Source organism: Mycobacterium sp. P4_H6, from assembly GCF_056400845.1.
The window spans coordinates 19,424-38,429 of the sequence record NZ_JBFUKN010000057.1; the positions used below are offsets into that span (position 1 = coordinate 19,424).

15 protein-coding genes are annotated in these 19,006 nt (G+C 63.0%); 5 read left to right on the forward strand and 10 right to left on the reverse strand.

Translation table 11 applies throughout. From position 1 onward, the window contains the following. Positions 1-141: 141 nt before the first annotated feature. Complete coding sequence (locus tag AC1DTF_RS21520) at positions 142-729, reverse strand: TetR/AcrR family transcriptional regulator (RefSeq protein WP_477475546.1); 588 nt, start codon at positions 727-729, stop codon at positions 142-144. Between the two features lie 327 nt (positions 730-1,056). Here AC1DTF_RS21520 and AC1DTF_RS21525 point away from each other — a divergent pair, with 327 nt between their 5' ends. Next, the gene (locus AC1DTF_RS21525; RefSeq protein WP_477475547.1) at positions 1,057-1,470 is read left to right on the forward strand and encodes a TIGR03618 family F420-dependent PPOX class oxidoreductase; all 414 of its coding nucleotides are present in this window, start codon (positions 1,057-1,059) and stop codon (positions 1,468-1,470) included. A gap of 1,164 nt (positions 1,471-2,634) precedes the next feature. On the opposite strand, the gene AC1DTF_RS21530 is transcribed toward AC1DTF_RS21525, so the two are convergent. Together AC1DTF_RS21530 and AC1DTF_RS21535 are read right to left on the reverse strand one after the other, a co-directional pair. Continuing rightward, positions 2,635-4,230, reverse strand: a complete 1,596-nt coding sequence (locus AC1DTF_RS21530; RefSeq protein WP_477475548.1) for an AMP-binding protein — start codon at positions 4,228-4,230, stop codon at positions 2,635-2,637. A gap of 214 nt (positions 4,231-4,444) precedes the next feature. Continuing rightward, on the reverse strand, positions 4,445-4,933 hold the full coding sequence (locus tag AC1DTF_RS21535; protein ID WP_477475549.1) for an Lrp/AsnC family transcriptional regulator: 489 nt from the start codon (positions 4,931-4,933) through the stop codon (positions 4,445-4,447). A 261-nt stretch (positions 4,934-5,194) separates the two neighbouring features. Here AC1DTF_RS21535 and AC1DTF_RS21540 point away from each other — a divergent pair, with 261 nt between their 5' ends. From AC1DTF_RS21540 to AC1DTF_RS21550, 3 genes are all read left to right on the forward strand, one after another. Then, positions 5,195-7,534 (forward strand): transketolase-like TK C-terminal-containing protein, encoded by a 2,340-nt coding sequence (locus AC1DTF_RS21540; protein ID WP_477475550.1) that lies wholly within the window; start codon positions 5,195-5,197, stop codon positions 7,532-7,534. A gap of 1 nt (position 7,535) precedes the next feature. Next, positions 7,536-8,627: a 2-oxo acid dehydrogenase subunit E2 gene (locus tag AC1DTF_RS21545; protein ID WP_477475553.1), complete on the forward strand. Its 1,092-nt coding sequence runs from the start codon at positions 7,536-7,538 to the stop codon at positions 8,625-8,627. Positions 8,628-8,704: 77 nt separating this feature from the next. Continuing rightward, positions 8,705-9,859: an acyl-CoA dehydrogenase family protein gene (locus AC1DTF_RS21550; RefSeq protein ID WP_057170567.1), complete on the forward strand. Its 1,155-nt coding sequence runs from the start codon at positions 8,705-8,707 to the stop codon at positions 9,857-9,859. A gap of 7 nt (positions 9,860-9,866) precedes the next feature. Here AC1DTF_RS21550 and AC1DTF_RS21555 read toward each other — a convergent pair whose 3' ends face one another. Next, the gene (locus AC1DTF_RS21555; protein WP_057170741.1) at positions 9,867-10,460 is read right to left on the reverse strand and encodes a TetR/AcrR family transcriptional regulator; all 594 of its coding nucleotides are present in this window, start codon (positions 10,458-10,460) and stop codon (positions 9,867-9,869) included. 562 nt (positions 10,461-11,022) lie between these two features. On the opposite strand from AC1DTF_RS21555, the gene AC1DTF_RS21560 reads away from it, so the two are divergent. Next, the gene (locus AC1DTF_RS21560) at positions 11,023-12,930 is read left to right on the forward strand and encodes an AMP-dependent synthetase/ligase (protein ID WP_477475551.1); all 1,908 of its coding nucleotides are present in this window, start codon (positions 11,023-11,025) and stop codon (positions 12,928-12,930) included. A 49-nt stretch (positions 12,931-12,979) separates the two neighbouring features. Here AC1DTF_RS21560 and AC1DTF_RS21565 read toward each other — a convergent pair whose 3' ends face one another. The 6 genes from AC1DTF_RS21565 to AC1DTF_RS21590 all read right to left on the reverse strand — a co-directional run. Next, the gene (locus AC1DTF_RS21565; protein ID WP_057170565.1) at positions 12,980-14,440 is read right to left on the reverse strand and encodes an MmgE/PrpD family protein; all 1,461 of its coding nucleotides are present in this window, start codon (positions 14,438-14,440) and stop codon (positions 12,980-12,982) included. Next, entirely contained in the window at positions 14,424-14,948 is a 525-nt protein-coding gene (locus AC1DTF_RS21570; RefSeq protein WP_057170564.1) for a flavin reductase family protein, read from the reverse strand. Before AC1DTF_RS21570 ends, AC1DTF_RS21565 begins: the two co-directional genes overlap by 17 nt. Further along, positions 14,917-15,792 carry a creatininase family protein gene (locus AC1DTF_RS21575; RefSeq protein WP_082614479.1) on the reverse strand — a complete coding sequence of 292 codons (876 nt, stop codon included), beginning with the start codon at positions 15,790-15,792 and terminating at the stop codon, positions 14,917-14,919. Before AC1DTF_RS21575 ends, AC1DTF_RS21570 begins: the two co-directional genes overlap by 32 nt. After that, on the reverse strand, positions 15,785-17,581 hold the full coding sequence (locus tag AC1DTF_RS21580) for an AMP-dependent synthetase/ligase (protein WP_235571639.1): 1,797 nt from the start codon (positions 17,579-17,581) through the stop codon (positions 15,785-15,787). Before AC1DTF_RS21580 ends, AC1DTF_RS21575 begins: the two co-directional genes overlap by 8 nt. Before the next feature lie 148 nt (positions 17,582-17,729). Continuing rightward, the gene (locus tag AC1DTF_RS21585) at positions 17,730-18,536 is read right to left on the reverse strand and encodes an enoyl-CoA hydratase/isomerase family protein (protein WP_057170562.1); all 807 of its coding nucleotides are present in this window, start codon (positions 18,534-18,536) and stop codon (positions 17,730-17,732) included. A 2-nt stretch (positions 18,537-18,538) separates the two neighbouring features. Then, on the reverse strand, positions 18,539-19,006 hold a 468-nt coding region (locus AC1DTF_RS21590), incomplete at its 5' end, for an enoyl-CoA hydratase-related protein (protein WP_477475552.1).

A 19,006-nucleotide genomic window follows, 5' to 3' on the forward strand; every position in this document is an offset into this window, starting at 1 on the left:
CCGAACAGGGCACCGCATCGTCTCCCAGCACGAACCGGACGCATTCGTCGAGGACGACGCGCGCACCGACGCGCGAGAACTCCACGGGCGAAGCGCTTCTGGTCTCCATGTTCATCCGCTCAAGCAAGTAGGCGATTCACATCATGTTGTGACTGCGCGAAGCACGAGCGCGACTACGATGTCGACCTCCGCTTGAAGCACGGTGTCGGGTTCCCGCACCCATCTGAAGACGGCCCCCTGCGCGACATCACTGAGCGCGCGTGCGATTACGGCGGCGTCCACGGTTTGACTGATCTGCCTGTGGTCCTGGCCGTTTTTGAGGACCGGAGACAGGTCATCCAGCAGTTGTGACTCATAGAGGACCGGCCCGAGCGCGGCGGTCCAGCCCCGCATCATCTGTCGACTCAGCTCCGGTTCTGATTCCATCGCCTGGCTAATCACCCGGAAATAGTCCCGAATGATCTTTGAAACGTCCTCTTTGCTCGCGTTCGTCACTTCCTCGACGGCGATATCGGCCATCTGCCTGACCCACAGCATCGGGATGTCGCCCTTGTTGGGGAAGTAGTTGAACGCCGTCCTGCGGGAGGTGCCGGCCTCCGCAGCGATGTCAGCCATGGTCGTATTCTCGTAGCCCTGTGTGACGAATAGCTTTGCAGCGGCGTCGAACAGGGCCTTTCTCGTGTTCACAGCCCGCCGGTTTGGTGGAGGCGACGCCGGTCCAGGATGCACGTCCTTTGGCCGCCTTCCTCGGTCGCCTTGCCCCAATTTGCACTCGGGTGCATACTAGTTGCGGAGCCGGTTGCACTCAAGTGCAAGTGTCGAAATAAGGGGAGCTGGGATGAAGCCGGTGTCCGCGCTCAAGCTCACTGGCCCCGATCCGATCGCGCGGGCGAGACAACACACTCCCCACGGGCGGCGCCGCCAGTTCGGCGGCCGGATCCTCTAGTTCGGCACTGCTAGACCCCCAGCATCAATGGGATCAGTGCTGGCTGACGACGTGCCGGTTCGTCGGTACCGGCCGCCAGGCAGGCACGTCACAGGAAAGGTGAATACCGCGTGAAACTTGAAGAATCCGCTCGCGCACTCATAGGCCGCGGGGCTGACGCGACACTTGTCACCCTCAATCCCGATGGCAGCCCACAGGTTTCAGCGGTCTGGGTGGCGTTGCGCTCGACACCTGAAGGCGATGAACTGGTCGCCGCCCATCTCAACGAATACCGCAAGACGCGCAATATCCGCCGCGATGGGCGGGTCGCCGTCACCATCCTCGCGCCGAGGATCGATGGACAGGCGACGCCGTACCTGTCGATCACCGGTTCGGCGCGCGTTGTCGAGGGCGGGGCCCCTGAACTGTCCGTCGAGTTGGCCGAGGCGATGCTCGGCACGAGCGAGCACTTCCCTCCGCCGAATGCGCCAGCCGGATTCGTGACGCACATCCGGGTCGAGAAGGTCGGCGGCAGTCTCGTCTAATTACGTGTTGCAGCACGGCCTTCGACTTCAAGCAAGGAATGCGATTGCCTGCTGAAAGGCCGAGCAGTACGACGGGGGTCTCCTTTTGCGCCGAGTCGGTGGCTGAACACCGTCTTCGTTTATGCCGGACGGTAGCCAGGCCGTCGCAGCTCGTCCAGGCGGGGTTCTGCTCATGGCTCTGGCCGGCAGATCCTCCGCCCTTGAAGATCTTCAAGGCTCTGGCGCGGAGGTCCTCTGCAGCCGGTTCCATTAGGCGGCCGCGTTGTTCTTGAGGGTTTAATCTGTGTGCGTGCAGTCTGTAGGGACGGTGCGAGTGTGGCATCGGGAGGAGGGGTGGGGGTAATAGATTGCCCCGACGCTCCGGGAGCTGTTTTGTCCACTTCAGTGACGCTGGTGGAGTCGTCAAATTTGCTGGGGCGCATACCATTCCGGCTCTTGTCACTTGCGTGAGTGAATCGGTTTCACCATCGCCGCGAGAGATTCGCAACCCCGCACCTAGACGCCTCGGACTCTCCAACGAGATTGAGATCGACAGCCCGTTAATGCGAGCGACACCGGCTTCCCGCACCCCATGGCCGATCGTCAGCGCGAAGCCATGTCGTGCCGCCGGTCAGCGAGATGGTCTCTTCCGGAGTCGCGAGAGAAGCGACGCATATTCGGCTTCGCGTTGGTAGACACGGCACCACATGTGGAGGCGCTCGAGTGTTGAGGGGGGAAGTGCAATTTGGCCCTGCAGGGCGACGTGAACGAGGCGGTGTATGGCAGCCGAGTGGTGAGCGCTGCCCAGGTCCATGAAGACCAGGGCGCGTTGCTCGACGCTCAGGTGTGCGTTCAGATTGTCGGCAAGTTCCCACGCAATCTGGTGTTCAGTCGTTGCAATCACGTTGTTCTACCTTCTGTTGTGCCGCTGCTCCTGTCGGCCGAGACCGTTCATCGGGATTTCGGCTGGACGCTCGCTAGCAAGAACTGCATGCGCTTGGCTCCGAGTTCGGGAATTAACGATTGCCCGGAACCGGCGCTATGGCTGTCGACGGGTTGCTCTGTCTCGGAGACGCAGTCAGGAGTGTCGCCACGGTGGTGGCAACGACTGACAACGCCATAACCACCTGGCCCTGATGAATGGCTTCGGCCAGCGCGATCGTGACGCGAGAGTCTTTGCTTGAGCTACTGAATGTGCTTCTGTCGGTCGTGCCAGGCGCGTTCGCGTAGCAGATACTTCTGAGTCTTGCCGGTGGATGTCTTGGGAAGGTCACCGAATATCACGTGCTTGGGTGCCTTGAACCGCGCAATGTTGGCCCGGACGTGATCGATGATGTCTTCGGCCGTCGCTTCGCGGCCAGGTTTGAGTGCGACGTAGGCGGCCGCTACTTCGCCCCACTGAGGATCCGGTACCGCGATGACTGCAACCTCAAGGACGGCGGAGTGCTCCATGATTACTTGCTCAACCTCTACCGAGGCGATGTTCTCGCCGCCCGAGATGATTACGTCTTTATTGCGGTCGCGTAGTTCGATATATCCGTCAGGATGGCGCACGCCCAGGTCGCCAGTTCGGAACCAGCCGTCGGGCACCGCTGCTTCGGTGCCCTTCCGGTCATGCAGATATCCGAGCATCACGTTGTTTCCGCGCAGTGCGATCTCGCCGGTACTCAGGCCGTCGGAGAGCACGTCGGTGCCATCATCGGCGAGTACGCGAATCTCGCAGGAGATCATGTTCGCGACGCCCTGCCTGGCTTTGATCTTCGCGCGCGATTCCAGATCGAGTGCGTCCCATTCGGGGCGCCAGTCGCATATGGCTGCGGGTCCGTATGTCTCGGTCAGCCCGTACAGGTGCGTGACGTCGAATCCGAGCTCCGCCATCCGCCGCAGGATGGCCGGTGAAGGCGGCGCACCGCCGGTGGCGACCCGAACGGGGGTGCCCTCGATGGCGTCCGCCTCGGCCGCGTACGCGAGCATGGACAGCACGGTCGGTGCGCCGTTGAGGTGAGTTACGCCGTGCCGGCGGATCAGTTGCCAGACCTCCGAGGGGTCGACCTTGCGCAAGCACACATGTGTGGCGGCCGCAGCTGTGACCGCCCAAGGGAAACACCACCCGTTGCAGTGAAACATCGGAAGCGTCCAGAGGTAGACCGCCGACGGAGACAAACCCGTATGACCGACCATCGCCAGCGCTTGCAGGTAGGCGCCACGGTGGGAATACATCACCCCCTTGGGTTTTCCCGTCGTACCCGAGGTGTAGTTGACAGATAACAAGCTCAGCTCATCCGTCGGCGTGCGCCGTACCGGGGAGGCCGCCGACAACATCTGCTCGTAGTCACCGTGTTGATCATCGTCAGCCTGCACCAGGATCGGCGAGATGCTCATCTGGGCGCGGACCTGTTCCACGACCTCTGCATGTGTTGAGTCATAGATCAGCACTGCCGCCTCCGAATGGCCCAACATATAGGCGATTTCAGATGCAGAGAGACGTGTGTTGAGGGCGACCAGGGGTGAACCGGACCACGGGACGCCGAAATGCGACTCCAGCAGGACGTGCGAGTTGGGTGCCAGCACTGCGACGGGCCGTCCCGACGACAGCTGAGCCAACGCCCCAGCTAGCTGCGCGGACCGTTGGTGGAGTTGTTCGTAAGTCCATTCGTTAAGACCGTCCACCACTGCAACACGATCCCCATGACAACTGGCCGCTCGATCGAGGTATGCGGTGGGCGTCAACGGTTCGTAACTCATCGACGTGAGTTGCGCAGATTGCCCGCTGGCCTTCATCGCGGCGATCCTCCTCGGGATAAAGTCTCTTGACCGACTGACGGAGTAGCCGCTCGTGTACTTCCCCGCCCACCGTCGCTGACTGACGGCGGACGTCGGACGAAGTGCTTTCCAGTCAATACCCCTGTTGCACTGTCGCGCAACGGGTATGAGCCAAATCGAGCATTTTGCCAAGTCCAACGAGGTATAGGACGTTGATCACTGGGCAGATCGATCACTTTCCTGTTTGGTGAATGAGGTCGTCGAGCAGTGGCGTGATTCTGTAGTCGACCAGTTTGCGCATCACCAGCGAGGTCGTTGTCTGTTCGACACCATCGATGTCCAAGATTCGGCCGGCTATCCGGTAGAGGTCATCGGCTTCGCGCGCCACCACGTGAATCATCAAGTCGGTGACTCCGCCCAGTCCATGGACTTCGATCACTTCAGGAACCTGTTCGAGGGCGTCGGCGATCTGTGCGAGTTTGCGCTGAGTCACCCGCGTCAGGATGAATGCAGTGAGCGGGTACCCGAGTGCGGCAGGATCGATCCGGCGTTCGAGCGATCTGAACACATGTTGGTTTTCCAGCTTGTTCAGGCGCGCCTGAACGGTATTGCGGGAGACCTTGGTTGTGTCGGCGAGCGCTATCACGGTTGCGCGCGCGTCGTCGCTGAGCGCCTTGATGATCCTGGCGTCGATCGCGTCGATGCGCGTTTTGTTGGTCATAATGCCCAGCCTGCTGAGTCCGGAGTGCCGGAAAGTGAGCAGATTGCGTATAAAGGCGGCCGCATCTTGCGCAGACGGAGAGCCGCTGGTCCACTGAGGGTGACTTTTTGCACGAGCGAACCGTACCTCGGGTGACAATGCGTCACCACTACGCCGGGCCACCCTCATCCAGGGACCCGCGCAGGGAGGGGCCGCAGACCCATGATCTGGGTCCAGTGCAGCGATCCCGCTCCAACACGACGCCCACCGATAAGGACCTCGATGCCCGGCAACGCCGCAGTGCAAAACACTGCCCACCAAGTCGACAACAGCCACGCCGCGCTTCACGCGATTGAGCAGCGGGTCTTATGGTTGTCCACCGCAATCATTCATCATGCCAATCGAATTCGCCCGAATACGAGCGGCCTCAAGGTCGGTGGTCACCAGGCGTCCAGTGCTTCGATGGTTTCGATCATGACGTCTCTGTGGTTCGAGCAGTTGCGTCCCGGGGACCGGGTCTCGGTCAAGCCACACGCATCACCGGTTTTGCACGCCATCAACTACCTCCTCGGTGAACTGGATGCGTCATACCTGCCGAGGCTTCGTGAGTTCGGCGGCCTGCAGTCCTACCCGAGCCGTACCAAAGACCCCGATCCGGTGGACTACTCGACCGGATCGGTGGGAATTGGTGCCACGGCGCCAATTTGGGGTGCGATCGCGCGTCGTTACGTCGATACGCAGATCAGTACCGTCGGCAAGGGCCGCCAGTATTCGCTGGTGGGTGATGCCGAACTGGATGAGGGTGCGGTCTGGGAAGCGATTCTGGACCCTGCGGTGGCGGACCTCGGTGAGATCGTCTGGATCGTCGACCTGAATCGTCAATCACTGGACCGGGTGGTGCCGAATATCGCCGCTGGGCGCTTGGAAGCCATGTTCGCCGCAGCCGGCTGGCAGGTGATCACGGTCAAGTTCGGCGCCCTGCTTGAGTCGTTGTTCGCCCGTCCGGGCGGTGCCGCCCTGCGCACCCGGATCCTCGACATGCCCAATCCTGAATATCAGCGGCTATTGCGTTGCACAGCAGAGGAACTCCGTGAGCGACTGCCAGGGTCGGGCTCAGGGACGGCAGCCATTGCTGCTGTAGTGGCCGATTTGCAGGATGCGGAACTGCTCCAGGCGGTTCGCAATCTCGGCGGCCACGATCTCTCCGCGCTGCGCGCGGCGTACGCGCACATCGATGACACGCGCCCGACGGTTATCATTGCCTACACCATCAAGGGGCGCGGGCTACCAACGCAGGGACATCCACAGAATCACTCGTCGTTGCTGACGTCGGAGCAGTACGAGCAACTGGCCACCGAACTGGGGATCAATGTCGACGATCCCTGGCCACGATTCGCACCCGGTACCGCCGCGGGCCGGCTCTGTGCGGAGACGGCGCAGCGTCTCAAACGGGAGCCGGTGCAGACGCTGGCGCCACCGCCGATACCGGGAGACCTGGGGCGCACTCCTTCGGGTACGGCGACCACGCAGGCCGCGCTGGGGCGTGTTCTACTCGACCTGAGCCGACAGGCGCCGGAGGCCGCCAAACGGGTGGTGACCGTCAGCCCCGATGTGAGCTCGACGACGAACCTGGCCGGCTGGCTGAACAAGGTCGGTGTCTGGTCCCCGAGCGAGCGACGCAACTGGTTCGACGATGATCCCGAAACCATCATGCACTGGCGGGAGAAACCGTCCGGACAACACATGGAACTCGGCATCGCGGAGACCAATCTCGTGGGGCTGATGAGCGAGCTCGGGGCAACGTGGAGCCGATGGGGACAGCCGTTGCTGCCCATCGGTGTTCTGTACGACCCCTTCGTCGAGCGCGCGTTGGAACCGTGGTCGTACGGGATCTATGCCGGCGGACAGTCCATTCTTGTCGGCACGCCGTCCGGAGTCACGTTGGCAGCTGAAGGTGGCGCCCACCAGTCGATCAAGACGCCCTCGATCGGCCTGGAGCAGCCGGGCTGTGTCAGCTACGAGCCGGCCTTCGCCGTCGACGTCGAGTGGACGTTGTTGTCGTGTATCGGCCGTCTCGGTCGTCCCGACGGGACATCGGCCTACATTCGGTTGTCCACGCGGCCCGTGGACCAGCTGCTCGCCGCAGTGCCCGGCGACCCCGCCGGAAGGGAGCGGCGGCGGCGCCATGTCCTGGCCGGAGGATATGTGTTGCGACGGGCCGCCGAGCCGGCGCTGACCCTCGTCGGAATGGGCGCCATGATGACTGAGAGCTTGGCCGCAGCCGACCGGCTCGCGCAGCAAGGCGTCGACGTCGACGTCGTCTGTGTCACCAGTCCGGGTTTGCTTTTCGAGGCTCTGCAAGCCAGGCAGGGGCGCGGCGACGCGCCGACATGGATCCTGGATCAGCTGTTCCCGGCCGGCCGGGCCGCTCCGATGCTCACTGTGCTCGACGGTCATCCGCACACCCTGGCGTTCCTCCCTGCCGTCAACGGTGTGCCGGGAACCCAATTGGGCGTCAGCCGGTTCGGTCAGGTCGGCTCGCTTGAAGACGTGTACCGGTACCACGGCATCGACACCGACAGCATCGTTGGCGCAGCCCTGGATCTGCTGGGCGGGGTGTGACATGTCTGCTGCCGAGAACGACATCGCGGTGAGATTGCCCAATCTGGGTGAGGCGGTCACGGAGGCGACCATCACCCGGTGGCTCAAGTCGGTCGGGGATTCCGTGGAAATCGACGAACCACTCCTGGAAGTCGCCACCGACAAGGTGGATACCGAAATTGCGGCCCCCGCGGCCGGCACCTTGCTGGAAGTCGTGGAACCCGAGGACGCCATTGTGTCGGTGGGCGCCGTTATCGCGAGACTCGACGTCTCCGCACCGGTGACCCCGGCCGCGGATGCATGTGCGCCGCCTCCTCCCGAACCCGAACCCGAACCGGTGCCGGCGTCCGAAGCAACGGAATCGGCGATCTCCTCGCCTCCGCACCCGCCATCACCAGAGCAGCCCGACGCTGGGATCGGGGTCGATCGTGTTGAGAAGTTGCCCCGGATTCGCCGGACCATCGCCCGTCGGATGGTCGAATCACTCCAGACCGCAGCACAATTGACGACGGTCGTTGAATCCGACCTCAGCTTGATCGCGGCGCGGCGTGCGGAGATGAAACAGGACTTTCTCGACCGCACCGGTTCCCGGCTGTCCTATCTACCCTTCATCGTGGTGGCCGCGGTCGACGCGCTGGCAGCGCATCCCGTCATCAACGCCACGGTCAACGCCGACTGCACTGAGGTGACCTACCACGGTTCAGTGCACTTGGGAGTAGCGGTAGACAGCCCGAAGGGTCTCATGGTCCCGGTGATCCGCGATGCCCAGCACCTCGATGTCATGGAGGTGGGCGCGGCCATCGCGAGGGCGGCTGCGGCGGTGCGCGACGGCTCGATACGGCCCGACGACATGAGCGGTGGCACCTTTACGATCACCAACACCGGCAGTCGTGGTGCACTTTTCGACACACCGATCATCAACCAGCCCCAGTCGGCGATCCTGGGGATTGGTGCTGCCACGGAACGCCTTGTACCCGAACGTGACAGCGATGGCGCATTGCTGATCCGTACCCGGTCCATGGCGTACCTGTCACTTACCTACGACCATCGGACAATCGACGGTGCCGATGCAGCGCGCTATCTGACCGCGGTACGGAGCCGTCTGGAGTCGTGATCGAGGTGATTGACGGTCATCGCCGACACACCCGCACCTGAATGTGCCACAGCCACCCCTTGCCCAAAGGAGGACCGATGGTCCAGTCGTCGTTCGATTTGTTCGATCTGCCGAAGGAACACCACGAACTGCGCGCCTCGATCCGCGCACTCGCCGAGAAGGAGATCGCTCCGCACGCCGCGGACGTTGATGAGAACTCACGATTTCCGCAAGAGGCCCTCGATGCGTTGAATGCCTCGGGTTTCAACGCGGTCCACGTGCCCGAGGAGTACGGCGGTGAGGGCGCCGACTCGGTGGCCATCTGCATCGTCATCGAAGAGGTGGCCCGGGTCGACGCTTCGGCGTCGCTGATCCCGGCGGTCAACAAGCTGGGCACGATGGGGTTGATCCTGCGTGGGTCGGAAGGCCTGAAGAAACAGGTACTGCCGGACCTGGTGAACGGCCACCTCGCCTCCTACGCGCTGTCCGAACGTGAGGCGGGCAGTGATGCCGCAGGCATGCGAACGCGTGCCAAAGCCGACGGTGACGACTGGATTCTCGACGGTTCCAAGGCCTGGATAACCAACGGCGGCAGATCAACCTGGTACACGGTGATGGCGGTGACCGATCCGGACAAGGGTGCCAACGGAATCTCGGCATTCGCCGTCCACATCGACGACGAAGGCTTCACCGTCGGTCCGAAGGAGCGCAAGCTCGGTATCAAGGGCTCACCGACCGTCGAGTTGTATTTCGAGCACTGCCGGATCCCCGGTGACCGGATGATCGGCGAGCCGGGCACCGGCTTCAAGACGGCGTTGGCCACTCTGGACCACACCCGTCCTACCATCGGCGCCCAGGCGGTCGGTATCGCTCAGGGTGCTTTGGACGCGGCGATCGCATACACGACGGGACGCAAGCAGTTCGGACGGGCTGTCAGTGATTTTCAAGGCGTGCAATTCATGCTTGCCGACATGGCGATGAAGATCGAGGCGGCCCGGTTGCTGGTGTATAACGCCGCGGCCCGTGCTGAACGCGGCGAGGCCAACCTGGGGTTCATATCGGCTGCGTCGAAGTGCTTTGCCTCGGATATCGCCATGGAGGTCACCACCGACGCCGTCCAGCTGTTCGGGGGTGCCGGCTACACCGTCGACTTTCCGGTCGAGCGGATGATGCGCGATGCCAAGATCACCCAGATCTATGAAGGCACAAATCAAATACAGCGGGTGGTGATGGGGCGCGCGCTCTTGAAATAACACACGATCAGGCTCGTGGTCGAGAGGATGCCGTGAGAGCCTGATAGGCCGCCGTCGACATCGTGGCGATGATCGTCTCGTGGTCGAGGCCCTTGTGCAGGGTCGCAGCGGCATTGAGCATCGAGAAGACCGTCTGCGTCAGCAGCCGCACCGCAGGATCCGACAAATCCGGGCGGAGGATCGCCACCACCGAGATCCATTCTTCGGCATAGAGATTCATGGCCCGACGAATGCGTCGTCGGTCCGCCTCGGGAAGAGCGTGCTCATTCTTGAGGAAGATGAGCGGAGTCGGCGGCCCCTCCACCACGCTTCGGATGTGGAACTCCACCATGGAGATCAGCGCAGCATGCGGGTCCGTCGTCTCCTCCGCAGTTTTGCGGGCGAACTCGTGGAGTGAACCAATAGGGTTCTCCACGACGGCGATGAGCACGGCCTGCTTATTCTGAAAGTGGCGGTACAGACCTGGCGCCGAGATACCCGCCTTCGCGCACAGCATGCCGACGGTGACCGAATCGTAGGGATGCTCCAAGAACAGGTCTGCAGCGACCTTCAGCAACAGCTCTCGCCGAAAGCCTTGCGCGCGGGGTCGGTCTTCAGTCATGCCGATTACGATATCCAGTCTGTACGTGCCGTTCGGGGTGCGCACCTCGGCGGGGCCCGCAGAGGCGAATATGACGATGCGAAGTAACTCATCATTAATATTAGAACAGTAGTTCACGGCAAGAGGGCGAACCCGACCAGCAGGCCCGTCAGCTCCGTCTGTAGACCCTCGGAACTGGTCTTACGTGTCTGACTGTGGACCGATCGGAGACAAACAGTTGACAAGCCATCGCCACCGAATTACGTTAATGTCCATTCACTGTTCGCAGTTCTCGCAGTACCCGGTCAGGCGACGGCCGGCAGCCGTTCTCGGCGGTGTGCGTTCCTGCGAGGCAGTGCGGATCGACGCGTTCTGGGAGGATCACCATCCCGTGTGCCGCTCGGTTCGCGTTGACCGGTACTACCCAGGCTGCTCGGTGTCGACGTGGGCCGCGCAAGAGGTTTACGGGAGAACGACACGGCGACAATCGATCACGTCCTGTGCCAGGAAGCTGGCGAACAACCGCAAGTCGTTTTACGGTACCCGGCCGTAAACTGTCGAATTTCTCCGAGGAACAGATCTGATGGGCGAGAATTTCAATATGACACCGCCGAGTGCCGGTAGAAGTGCCGGTGTGCCGGTGCTTTCGTCCGTGGCTGCGTTCGAGGCCGTCGACCGGACTTTCCCGCAGCTGCTCTGCGACCGGGAACGGTTCGAGCCGGACACGGTCGCCTTTCAGAGTTGGTCGGGTGGCGCAATGCGCCGGAGTACCTGGCGCGACTATCTCGATGAAGTTCGTGAGATCGCGCTCGGTTTGCATGGACACGGCATCGGAACGCGTGATCGCGTTGCAGTCCTTGCTGGTACCCGACATGAGTGGGTGGTCGCGGCACTGGCGATCCTCAGCGTCGGGGGCATCCCGGTAGGTGTGCACCAGACGAGCTCACTCGCGGAGATCCGGCACGTCCTGGACAACTGCCGTGCCACCGCGATAGTTGTCGAAACAGCCAACGACGCCGAGAAGTTGGCTTCGCTGACGCCCCAACCAGACCATTTGCGACTCGCCGTCGGGCTCGACGCCGATCCGGCAGGCTTGGCGGACGGTGTCGCAGCAACAACGTGGGAGCAACTGCGTGCCGATGGCCGTCGGCTGGCCGCCAGCGATCCCGCGCTCTTCGAAGGACTGGTCGAGGCGGGTCATATCGATCAACCCGCGGGGTTGTTCTACACCTCGGGTTCGACGGGCGCACCCAAGGGTGTCACTCACACGCACCGGACGATCCAGTACTCGGTGCTCGGCTTCGCCATGTCCTATCCCGATCTCGGGCGCACTCGCCACGATCTCGTAGGATTCCTCGGAATGTCGCACGTTGCGCCGGCTCTCATCGCGGTGTACGCGCCGATCATGACCCGACTGGTCATCACCCATTGCAGCATCGACGAACGGCTCGCCGCACTTATCAGCGTGCGACCCACCGCCGTGCTTTGGCCGCCGCGTATGCACGAGAAGCTGGCCGCCGAAGTGCTGCACGCAGTCTCGGAATCGGGCGGGATGTTCCGACTCGGCTACCGCGTGGCGATGGCCGTCGCTAGACCGATCACTGCTCGGCGCTGGCAGCAACGGGAATTGCCCTGGTATGTCCGGGCGGCCGATGGGTTGACTCGTAAGATGGTATTCGTCCCACTGCTGGGCAAAGTGGGCATGGATCGCATCCAGGTGACCTGGACGGCGTCCGGGAGCATGACCCCGGATGTGGCCGCACTCTGGCACATATGGGGCCTCGACCTTCGAGAGCTGTTCGGCACCACTGAAACATGCGGATCGGTGCTGGCACAGTGGGACCGCTCCTTTCCTGCCCCGGGCACCATCGGCAAATGTCTACCGGACCCCCGCTGGCAGCTGCGAGTCTCCGCCCAAGGTGAGTTGCAGCTACGCAGTCCCTCGTTGTTTGTCGGTTACTGGGAGAATCCCGAAGCATCCACGGCCGCGATGTCGGACGGCTGGTATCGCACGGGGGATCTGGTCGAGCTCGCATCCGACGGGGAAGTGAAGATCATCGGCCGACTGAAAGATGTTCTGAAAACCAGCGGGGGCAAGATGGTGAACCCGCAGCCGATCGAAGTGCGGCTCAAGGCCGCCCCTCTCATCGATGAGGCGATCGTCGTGGGCGACGGGCGGAAGTACCTTTCGGTGTTGTTGAGCGTGAGCCAGGAAGCCACGAAACTGACCGCACAAGAACTCGACGACGCTGTCAGCGGGTGGCTCGACGAGGTGAACGCCGAGTTGTCACGGCCTCACCAGCTCAAGAAGTATCGAGTCCTCCCGCGGGAATTGTCAGTGTCGGCAGGCGAACTGACAGCCAAGGGCACCATCAGGCGGGCGGTCATCCTTGCATCGTTCGGCGATCTCGTCGATGAAATGTACGACGGCGGAGATCTCGACGCGATCGCCCGCGAGGTGCGGTACGCCAAGCCGAACCGGAAGCGGTAGGCCGCCGGGGCCGTCGTCTCCGAATACGACCACCGCCACCCAAGCACGCTCACCGGAAAATACCGTGAGTTATGGGTGCACTGTCCAGGAAGTCGCGGCTCAGAAGCGGATTCAGCATGTTCAACGTACCCCGCTTCAGATCGCTCAGGCAGGTGACCACGTCCAGGAAGCGCTGCTGCTCCCGCCGGTCAATGATGCCTTCGGCCAGCTCGGTGAACTTGGCGATGTAATCCCTGCGCTGAAACGGGCGTGCGCCCGACGGGTGCGCATCGGGAACGGTGAGCTCATCGACGAACACACCACCGGACTTCGTGGTGATTGTTGCCCTTGCGCCTAGGCCCATTTCGGTAACACCCTCGGCCACGGAGATCTGTTGCCACAGTTCAACGGTGTCAGGCCGATGAGATCGCTCCGGTGCGTACGAATGTTCGTGATGCCAAACACCGTCCTGCAGTGCGACAACGAACATGTACACCACCGAACTGCCGAGTGCTTCCCGGGATACGGGAGGACCCAACGTACGAGTCCGGCTCGTGCCGCTGACCACCCCCGATTGATCATCATGACCGGTGTGCAGCACGATGGACTCGACTGCGTCGAGCCGGCTGATTCGATTCCGCATCCTCAAGGCCAGATCAATCCATGCTTGACCCGGGTACGCCGCGCAGTGCGCTCTGGGAGAGCTGTCGAGGATGGCGATCTTCGGATCCCCCGATTTGGGTAGTCGCACCGGGTGGCCGTATCCGGTGGACAGCCAGTCGTATCCGCAGTCGTTGGCTTCTTCTGGTGGGGTCGGGTGGCGTTCACCGTGCATGGCGCGGTCCATCGCCTCGATGGCGACTTTGCCGGCGTAGGCGGCCGCATAGCCCGTCCGCCTCGAATTCGGACTCGGATGGCAGCGACGGCCGACGCCAGTCAGATGTACCGCGTGACCGATCGCGGCATAGATTGTCTCGGGCGACAGCCGCAGAGCCGTGCCCAGGCCCGCCGCCACCGACGGACCGAGAAGTCCGACGGGATCGATCAGGCTGTGGTTCGGACGGATACCACGGGCCAACGCGATCTGCACTTCGTAGGCGGTGGCGATTCCGTTGACCAGATCGGTGCCACCTAAACCCGCGTGCTGGGCAACGGCCACCAGAGCGGGAATGTTGGCCCCAGGGTGCATGTCATCGGCGGCCGGATACACATCGTGCAACTCGATTTCATGGGTCGCCACAGTGTTGGCGAAGGCGGCCCATTCGGGTGAGTAGGTGTCTTCGATCCCAAAGATGGCAGCCCCAGGCGTCGATCGGTGGACGCGTGCCTGGGCACGCGCGACGGTCACGGAAGGCTGGCGTGCCGAGGCGGCCGAAACCGCAGCGTTGTCGATGATGCGATTGACCACCATGGTCTTGGTCTCGACGGGTACCGCCGCGGGGTCGGCGGCGAGCTCGGCGATCTTCCAGGCCGACTGTTCCTCGCGAGGCAGCAGCTCAGCGCGAAGTCGGGTCCTACCGGGACTGGTCATCGGTGTGAATGGATCGGAAATGGCTGTTGTGGAAGATCAATGGCGATACGGTGTCATCTTCGGCTGCACTGATGATCTCCATCAGAACGACATCATGATCACCCGCGGTGATGGATGTGCTGATCCGGCAGTCGAACCACGCCGCTGCGTTGGCGAGGAAAACCGCGGAGGAGTCGCTGGCGAACCACGTCAGCCCGGCGAAGCGATCGGTGTTCTTGGCCGCCAGTTGACGCGACAATTCTGCGTGTCCCGCGGCGAGTACCGAGATCCCGAGATGCTCTTCTCGAGAGAGATGCGGCCACGTCGTCGATGTGTGCTGCACGCAAATCGATACCAAGGCGGGCTCCATGGACACCGGGGTGAATGAGGTGGCCACGATCCCCACCGGTTCGCCGTCGCGCAGTGCACAGATGGCGGCCACGCCGGTCGGATACCGGCCGTATAGCTTGCGCAGTCTCGACGCGTCGTGGGCAGCGTCAGTGGAGCGGATCTGGGTGAGCGCGTTCATGTTCATCTTCCTCAGTGAAAGCAGAGCGGTGTGCTTTGGGACGCTGGTGCACCGGGCGAAGCGGCTCTGCCCGGCTGCGGACGTAGTCCACGATCAGACTGGTGACCGCGTTGAGACAGGCACGACCGATCGCAGTGTTGGCTCCGACGGGGTTACCGAGGATCCCGTTGGGCGAAATGGGTTTCAGGCCATCGGCAAGCAGACGTGCGACAAACGCATCGTCGGTATGGACCTGGTATCCGGGGACCAGCTTGTCGGCGCGCACCCGTTCCGGGTGCAGCACGAGCATGACCGACGTCTCGGCGATATCGGCGTGCCCGCCGACGCTGCCCCCGTGGCCGGAGGACTCCGCGGCCGCACGCCAAGCATCGAGAATCGCCTCACTACCCGTGAAGGTAATCACCGACAGCGGAGCGAGTTTGGCGGCGAGGCGCGCCTCGAATTCGCGCATCACCGGATAGTTTCCGATGTGCCCGGAGAAAAGCACGAGTGTTCTGAATCCCGAATCGGCCAGATGGGCACCGTAGTCCTCGCAGATGGCCTCCAGCGTCGAGGCCCGCAGCGACAGGGTTCCCGCGAAACCGAGGTGGTGCGGCGAGTACCCGACTCTGACCGTGGGCAGTACCAGAGCATCACCGAGCTCGCGCGCGATGCATATGGCGAGTTCGTCGGCATGATCGGCGTCCGTCGCCAGGGGCAGATGGGGGCCGTGCTGTTCGACGGCGGCCAGCGGGAGGATCGCGGTGCGTGCGCCCTCCTCGATCGCAGCTGCCACCTCACCGCTGGTCATCCGCTCGATCCGTAACTCCTGGCCGGTGTGGCCCGCGAATGCCGGCTCAGCCATTGCCGGACCGTGACAGGCGAGCATGGCCGGCGATCTGATCGAGCTCGTGTGCTTCGTACATCTCATCGATGAGGTCGGCGAACGAAGTGAGGATAGTGCCGCGTCTGATGGTCGATTTGAGCGTGAGCTCGCCCAGATCGACCGACAGAGCTCGCGGCAGAACTCGGAAATTCTTCAGCTGCAACGGTCGGGCCAGTTCGGCGTTGACCTCCTCGATCCAGGCGTTGATGGCCGCCCGTTGCTCGGGTGCCGGCATCGCCTTCGCCTCCTCACTGACGCTGAGCAGGACGGTCAGGTACTTGCGGCCTTCACCCACCACGATCGCCTCGTCGACCAAAGGGCTGGCCTTCAGCCGCACCTCAATGGGCTGCGGACTGACGGATTTTCCTCCACTTGTCTTGAGGACGTCCTTGATGCGGCCGATGAGGGCGACCTCTCCGTCGGGTGCGATCTCGACGAGATCCCCAGTGCCGTACCAATCGCCGGTCAGCGTCGAATCGGTGGCCGCAGCACCACGCCAGTACCCTGTGAACAGACATGGGCCTTTGACCTGGAACTCGCCGTCCTCGCTGACCCGGACGGACCACCGCGAATCGGGCAAGGATTTGCCGACGGTGCCCACCGGATAGAAGGACCGTTCCCACTGCACGAGAACCGGGCCGCAGGTTTCGGTCGTCCCGTACATCTCGCGTAGGTCGACGCCCCACATCTGCCACAGCGCCGCGACCTCGGGCGTCATGGCTCCCGACGAGGTCCAGCTGACCCGGATACGGTCCATTCCGTAGGTCGACCGTAGCGGCATGAAGACAGTCCGCACACTGAGGCGATTCAGCACATCGAGTAACCTGTTCAGCGGCTTGTCGTTCCAGCGACGGGCGCAGACAGCGCGCGCGACTGCCATCGCCGCGGTGTAGCGAGCACGGAACAGCGGTCCGGATTTCGGGAGTTGCTCGAGCAGTTCGCCGGCCAACTTCTCGTACATCCGCGGTGGCCACACGATCGCGGTCGGTCGGACTGCTGTGAGCACGGGCAGGCGCTCTTCCGCTGTGCAGAAGGTCACGACCAGTTTCGTCATGACCGGGACGAAGACGTTGACCAGGGCCGGTGCGACGTGTGAAAGTCCCAGGAACGCAACCGCATCGTGTCGTACGCGGCCGATCTCCGGGTAGGCCATCGCGAACGCCAGCACCGAGTACTGCAGCGAGCGATGGGTGTGTATGACCCCTTTGGGATCTCCGGTGGAGCCCGAGGTCCAGAACAGTACTGCGGGGTGATCGACATTGCCACCCTCGACCAGGTCGTCGAACAGGTTCGGCTCGGCGGCCGCCCGCGCCCATCCCACCTTCTGCAGCGTCCGCCAATCGGTTGCCCGAATGGTTTCGGGCAGTTCGGTCGAGGTGCACTCGATCCCGACTGCGATCCGAAGGTGCGGTGTGTCCGGCGCAGCCGAGGCCACCTTGTCGAGATCTGATTCGGTCTCGGCGAAGATTGCCGTCGCCTCACTGATCTGGAGGACGCGCGCCACCTCGGTGGCCGAACTGGTCGGGTACACCCCGACAAGGATCGCGCCGAGGCTGTGGATCGCCATGGTGGCGATGACCCATTCACGGCGGGTCGAGGACATGATCGCGACTCGATCACCCGCTCTGACACCGAGCTCGTGCAAGCCGATGGCCACCTGCTCGACTTCGCCCAGGTAATCGCGCCACGTGGTCGAGCAGGCGACGCCATGCTGCCATGAGGCAAACGCCACGGTGTCCGGTTCCTGCGCAGCCCGATCGACCAGCATCTGGCTGAACGTTCGTGGCGAGGCCTCGAAATTGTGAACACTCTGCAGGACAGGGATTGTGCCGGGGCTGTCGTGATTCGGCGCGTCTGTCCGGGAAGCTCTCTGTACGACCATTGTCTGCCTTCGTCTTTTGGCGAGCTTGATGTTGCTATTGGTCTGTCGGATGGCGGCCGGTCGAGGCCTTGCCGCGGTTCCAGCCGGCGCGCAAGCCCGCGGCGACGGGATCCTCGAAGTACTCCTTGGCGGCACTGATCGTGTTCGCCAACGACCGCTCATCGCGCGTGCCGTCCGGATCGTTCACGCTGCGTTTGAGTGCGCGATAGAGGGTCGGCGCCTTCATGCCGGCTGAGCGCGCTGCCTCGATCGCCGAGTCGAGCAAGGTGTCGCTGTCTTCGAGGCGTTCGACCAAGCCGATCCTGACGGCCTCGTCAGCGGAGAAAAGGTTCCCGGAGAGGACCATTGAACGGACGGCGCGAGCACCGAGAATGCGCACAGCCCGTTGGAGTCCCTTGTCCGCGGGTAGAAGGCCGTGATTGATCTCCGGAAAGCCGAACTTCGCGTGAGGCGTCGCCAGGACGGTATCGGCGAACAGCGCCAGTTCCATCCCGCCTCCGACGCAGTGCCCGTTGACGGCGGCCACGAGTGGACGGGGGAACCGATCCAGTGCGACGAGCAATGCGTGGAAGTCCCGCATCCGCCCTTCGATTTCGGCCGGGCCGGTGCCCTCCAGCTCTTTGATGTCACCACCGGCTGTGAAAAAGCGCTCACCTGCACCGGTGAGGACCACCGGCGCAGGTGCAGCTTGAGAAGCCAGTTCGGTGAAGAACGTACACAGACTGGCGACGAGGCTGTTGTTCAACGCATTCGCGGGCGGATGATCCATGCTGACCACAAGGACACCGGAGTGGTCGTCGCATGTCAGCCCTGGGGTACGGACGGAGGATGTCTCAGCCATCGTCAGTTGACTGGTTCCATTGCCGGTGCAGGCTGATCACCGTGTGCAGAAGGGAACCGCGTGGGCCGGTTCTCCCGGAAGGCCTGCCGCGCCTCGAGGTAGTCGGCGCCCGCGAAATTGAGGGTTTCAAGTGCGGCCGAGAGTTCCTGCTGCGGTAGAGCATTGGTGAGCCAGCCGGTATTCAGTGAGCGTTTGGTCCATCGGATGGCGCGCTGCGAGCCCAGCGCGAGATCGTCAGCGATCGCCAAGGCACGTTCGAGCACCTTCTCTCGAGGCTCCACGAGACTGACCAAGCCGATGCGTTCGGCTTCGGCACCGGTCATTCGTGCGGAGGTGAGCTGGTAGTACTTCGCCTTGGCCATGCCGACGAGCAGCGGCCAGATCAGTGATGAGTGGTCCCCCGCGACCACGCCGACGCGCGTGTGTCCGTCCATGAGAACGGCGTCTTCGGCGGCGATACTGATGTCGGC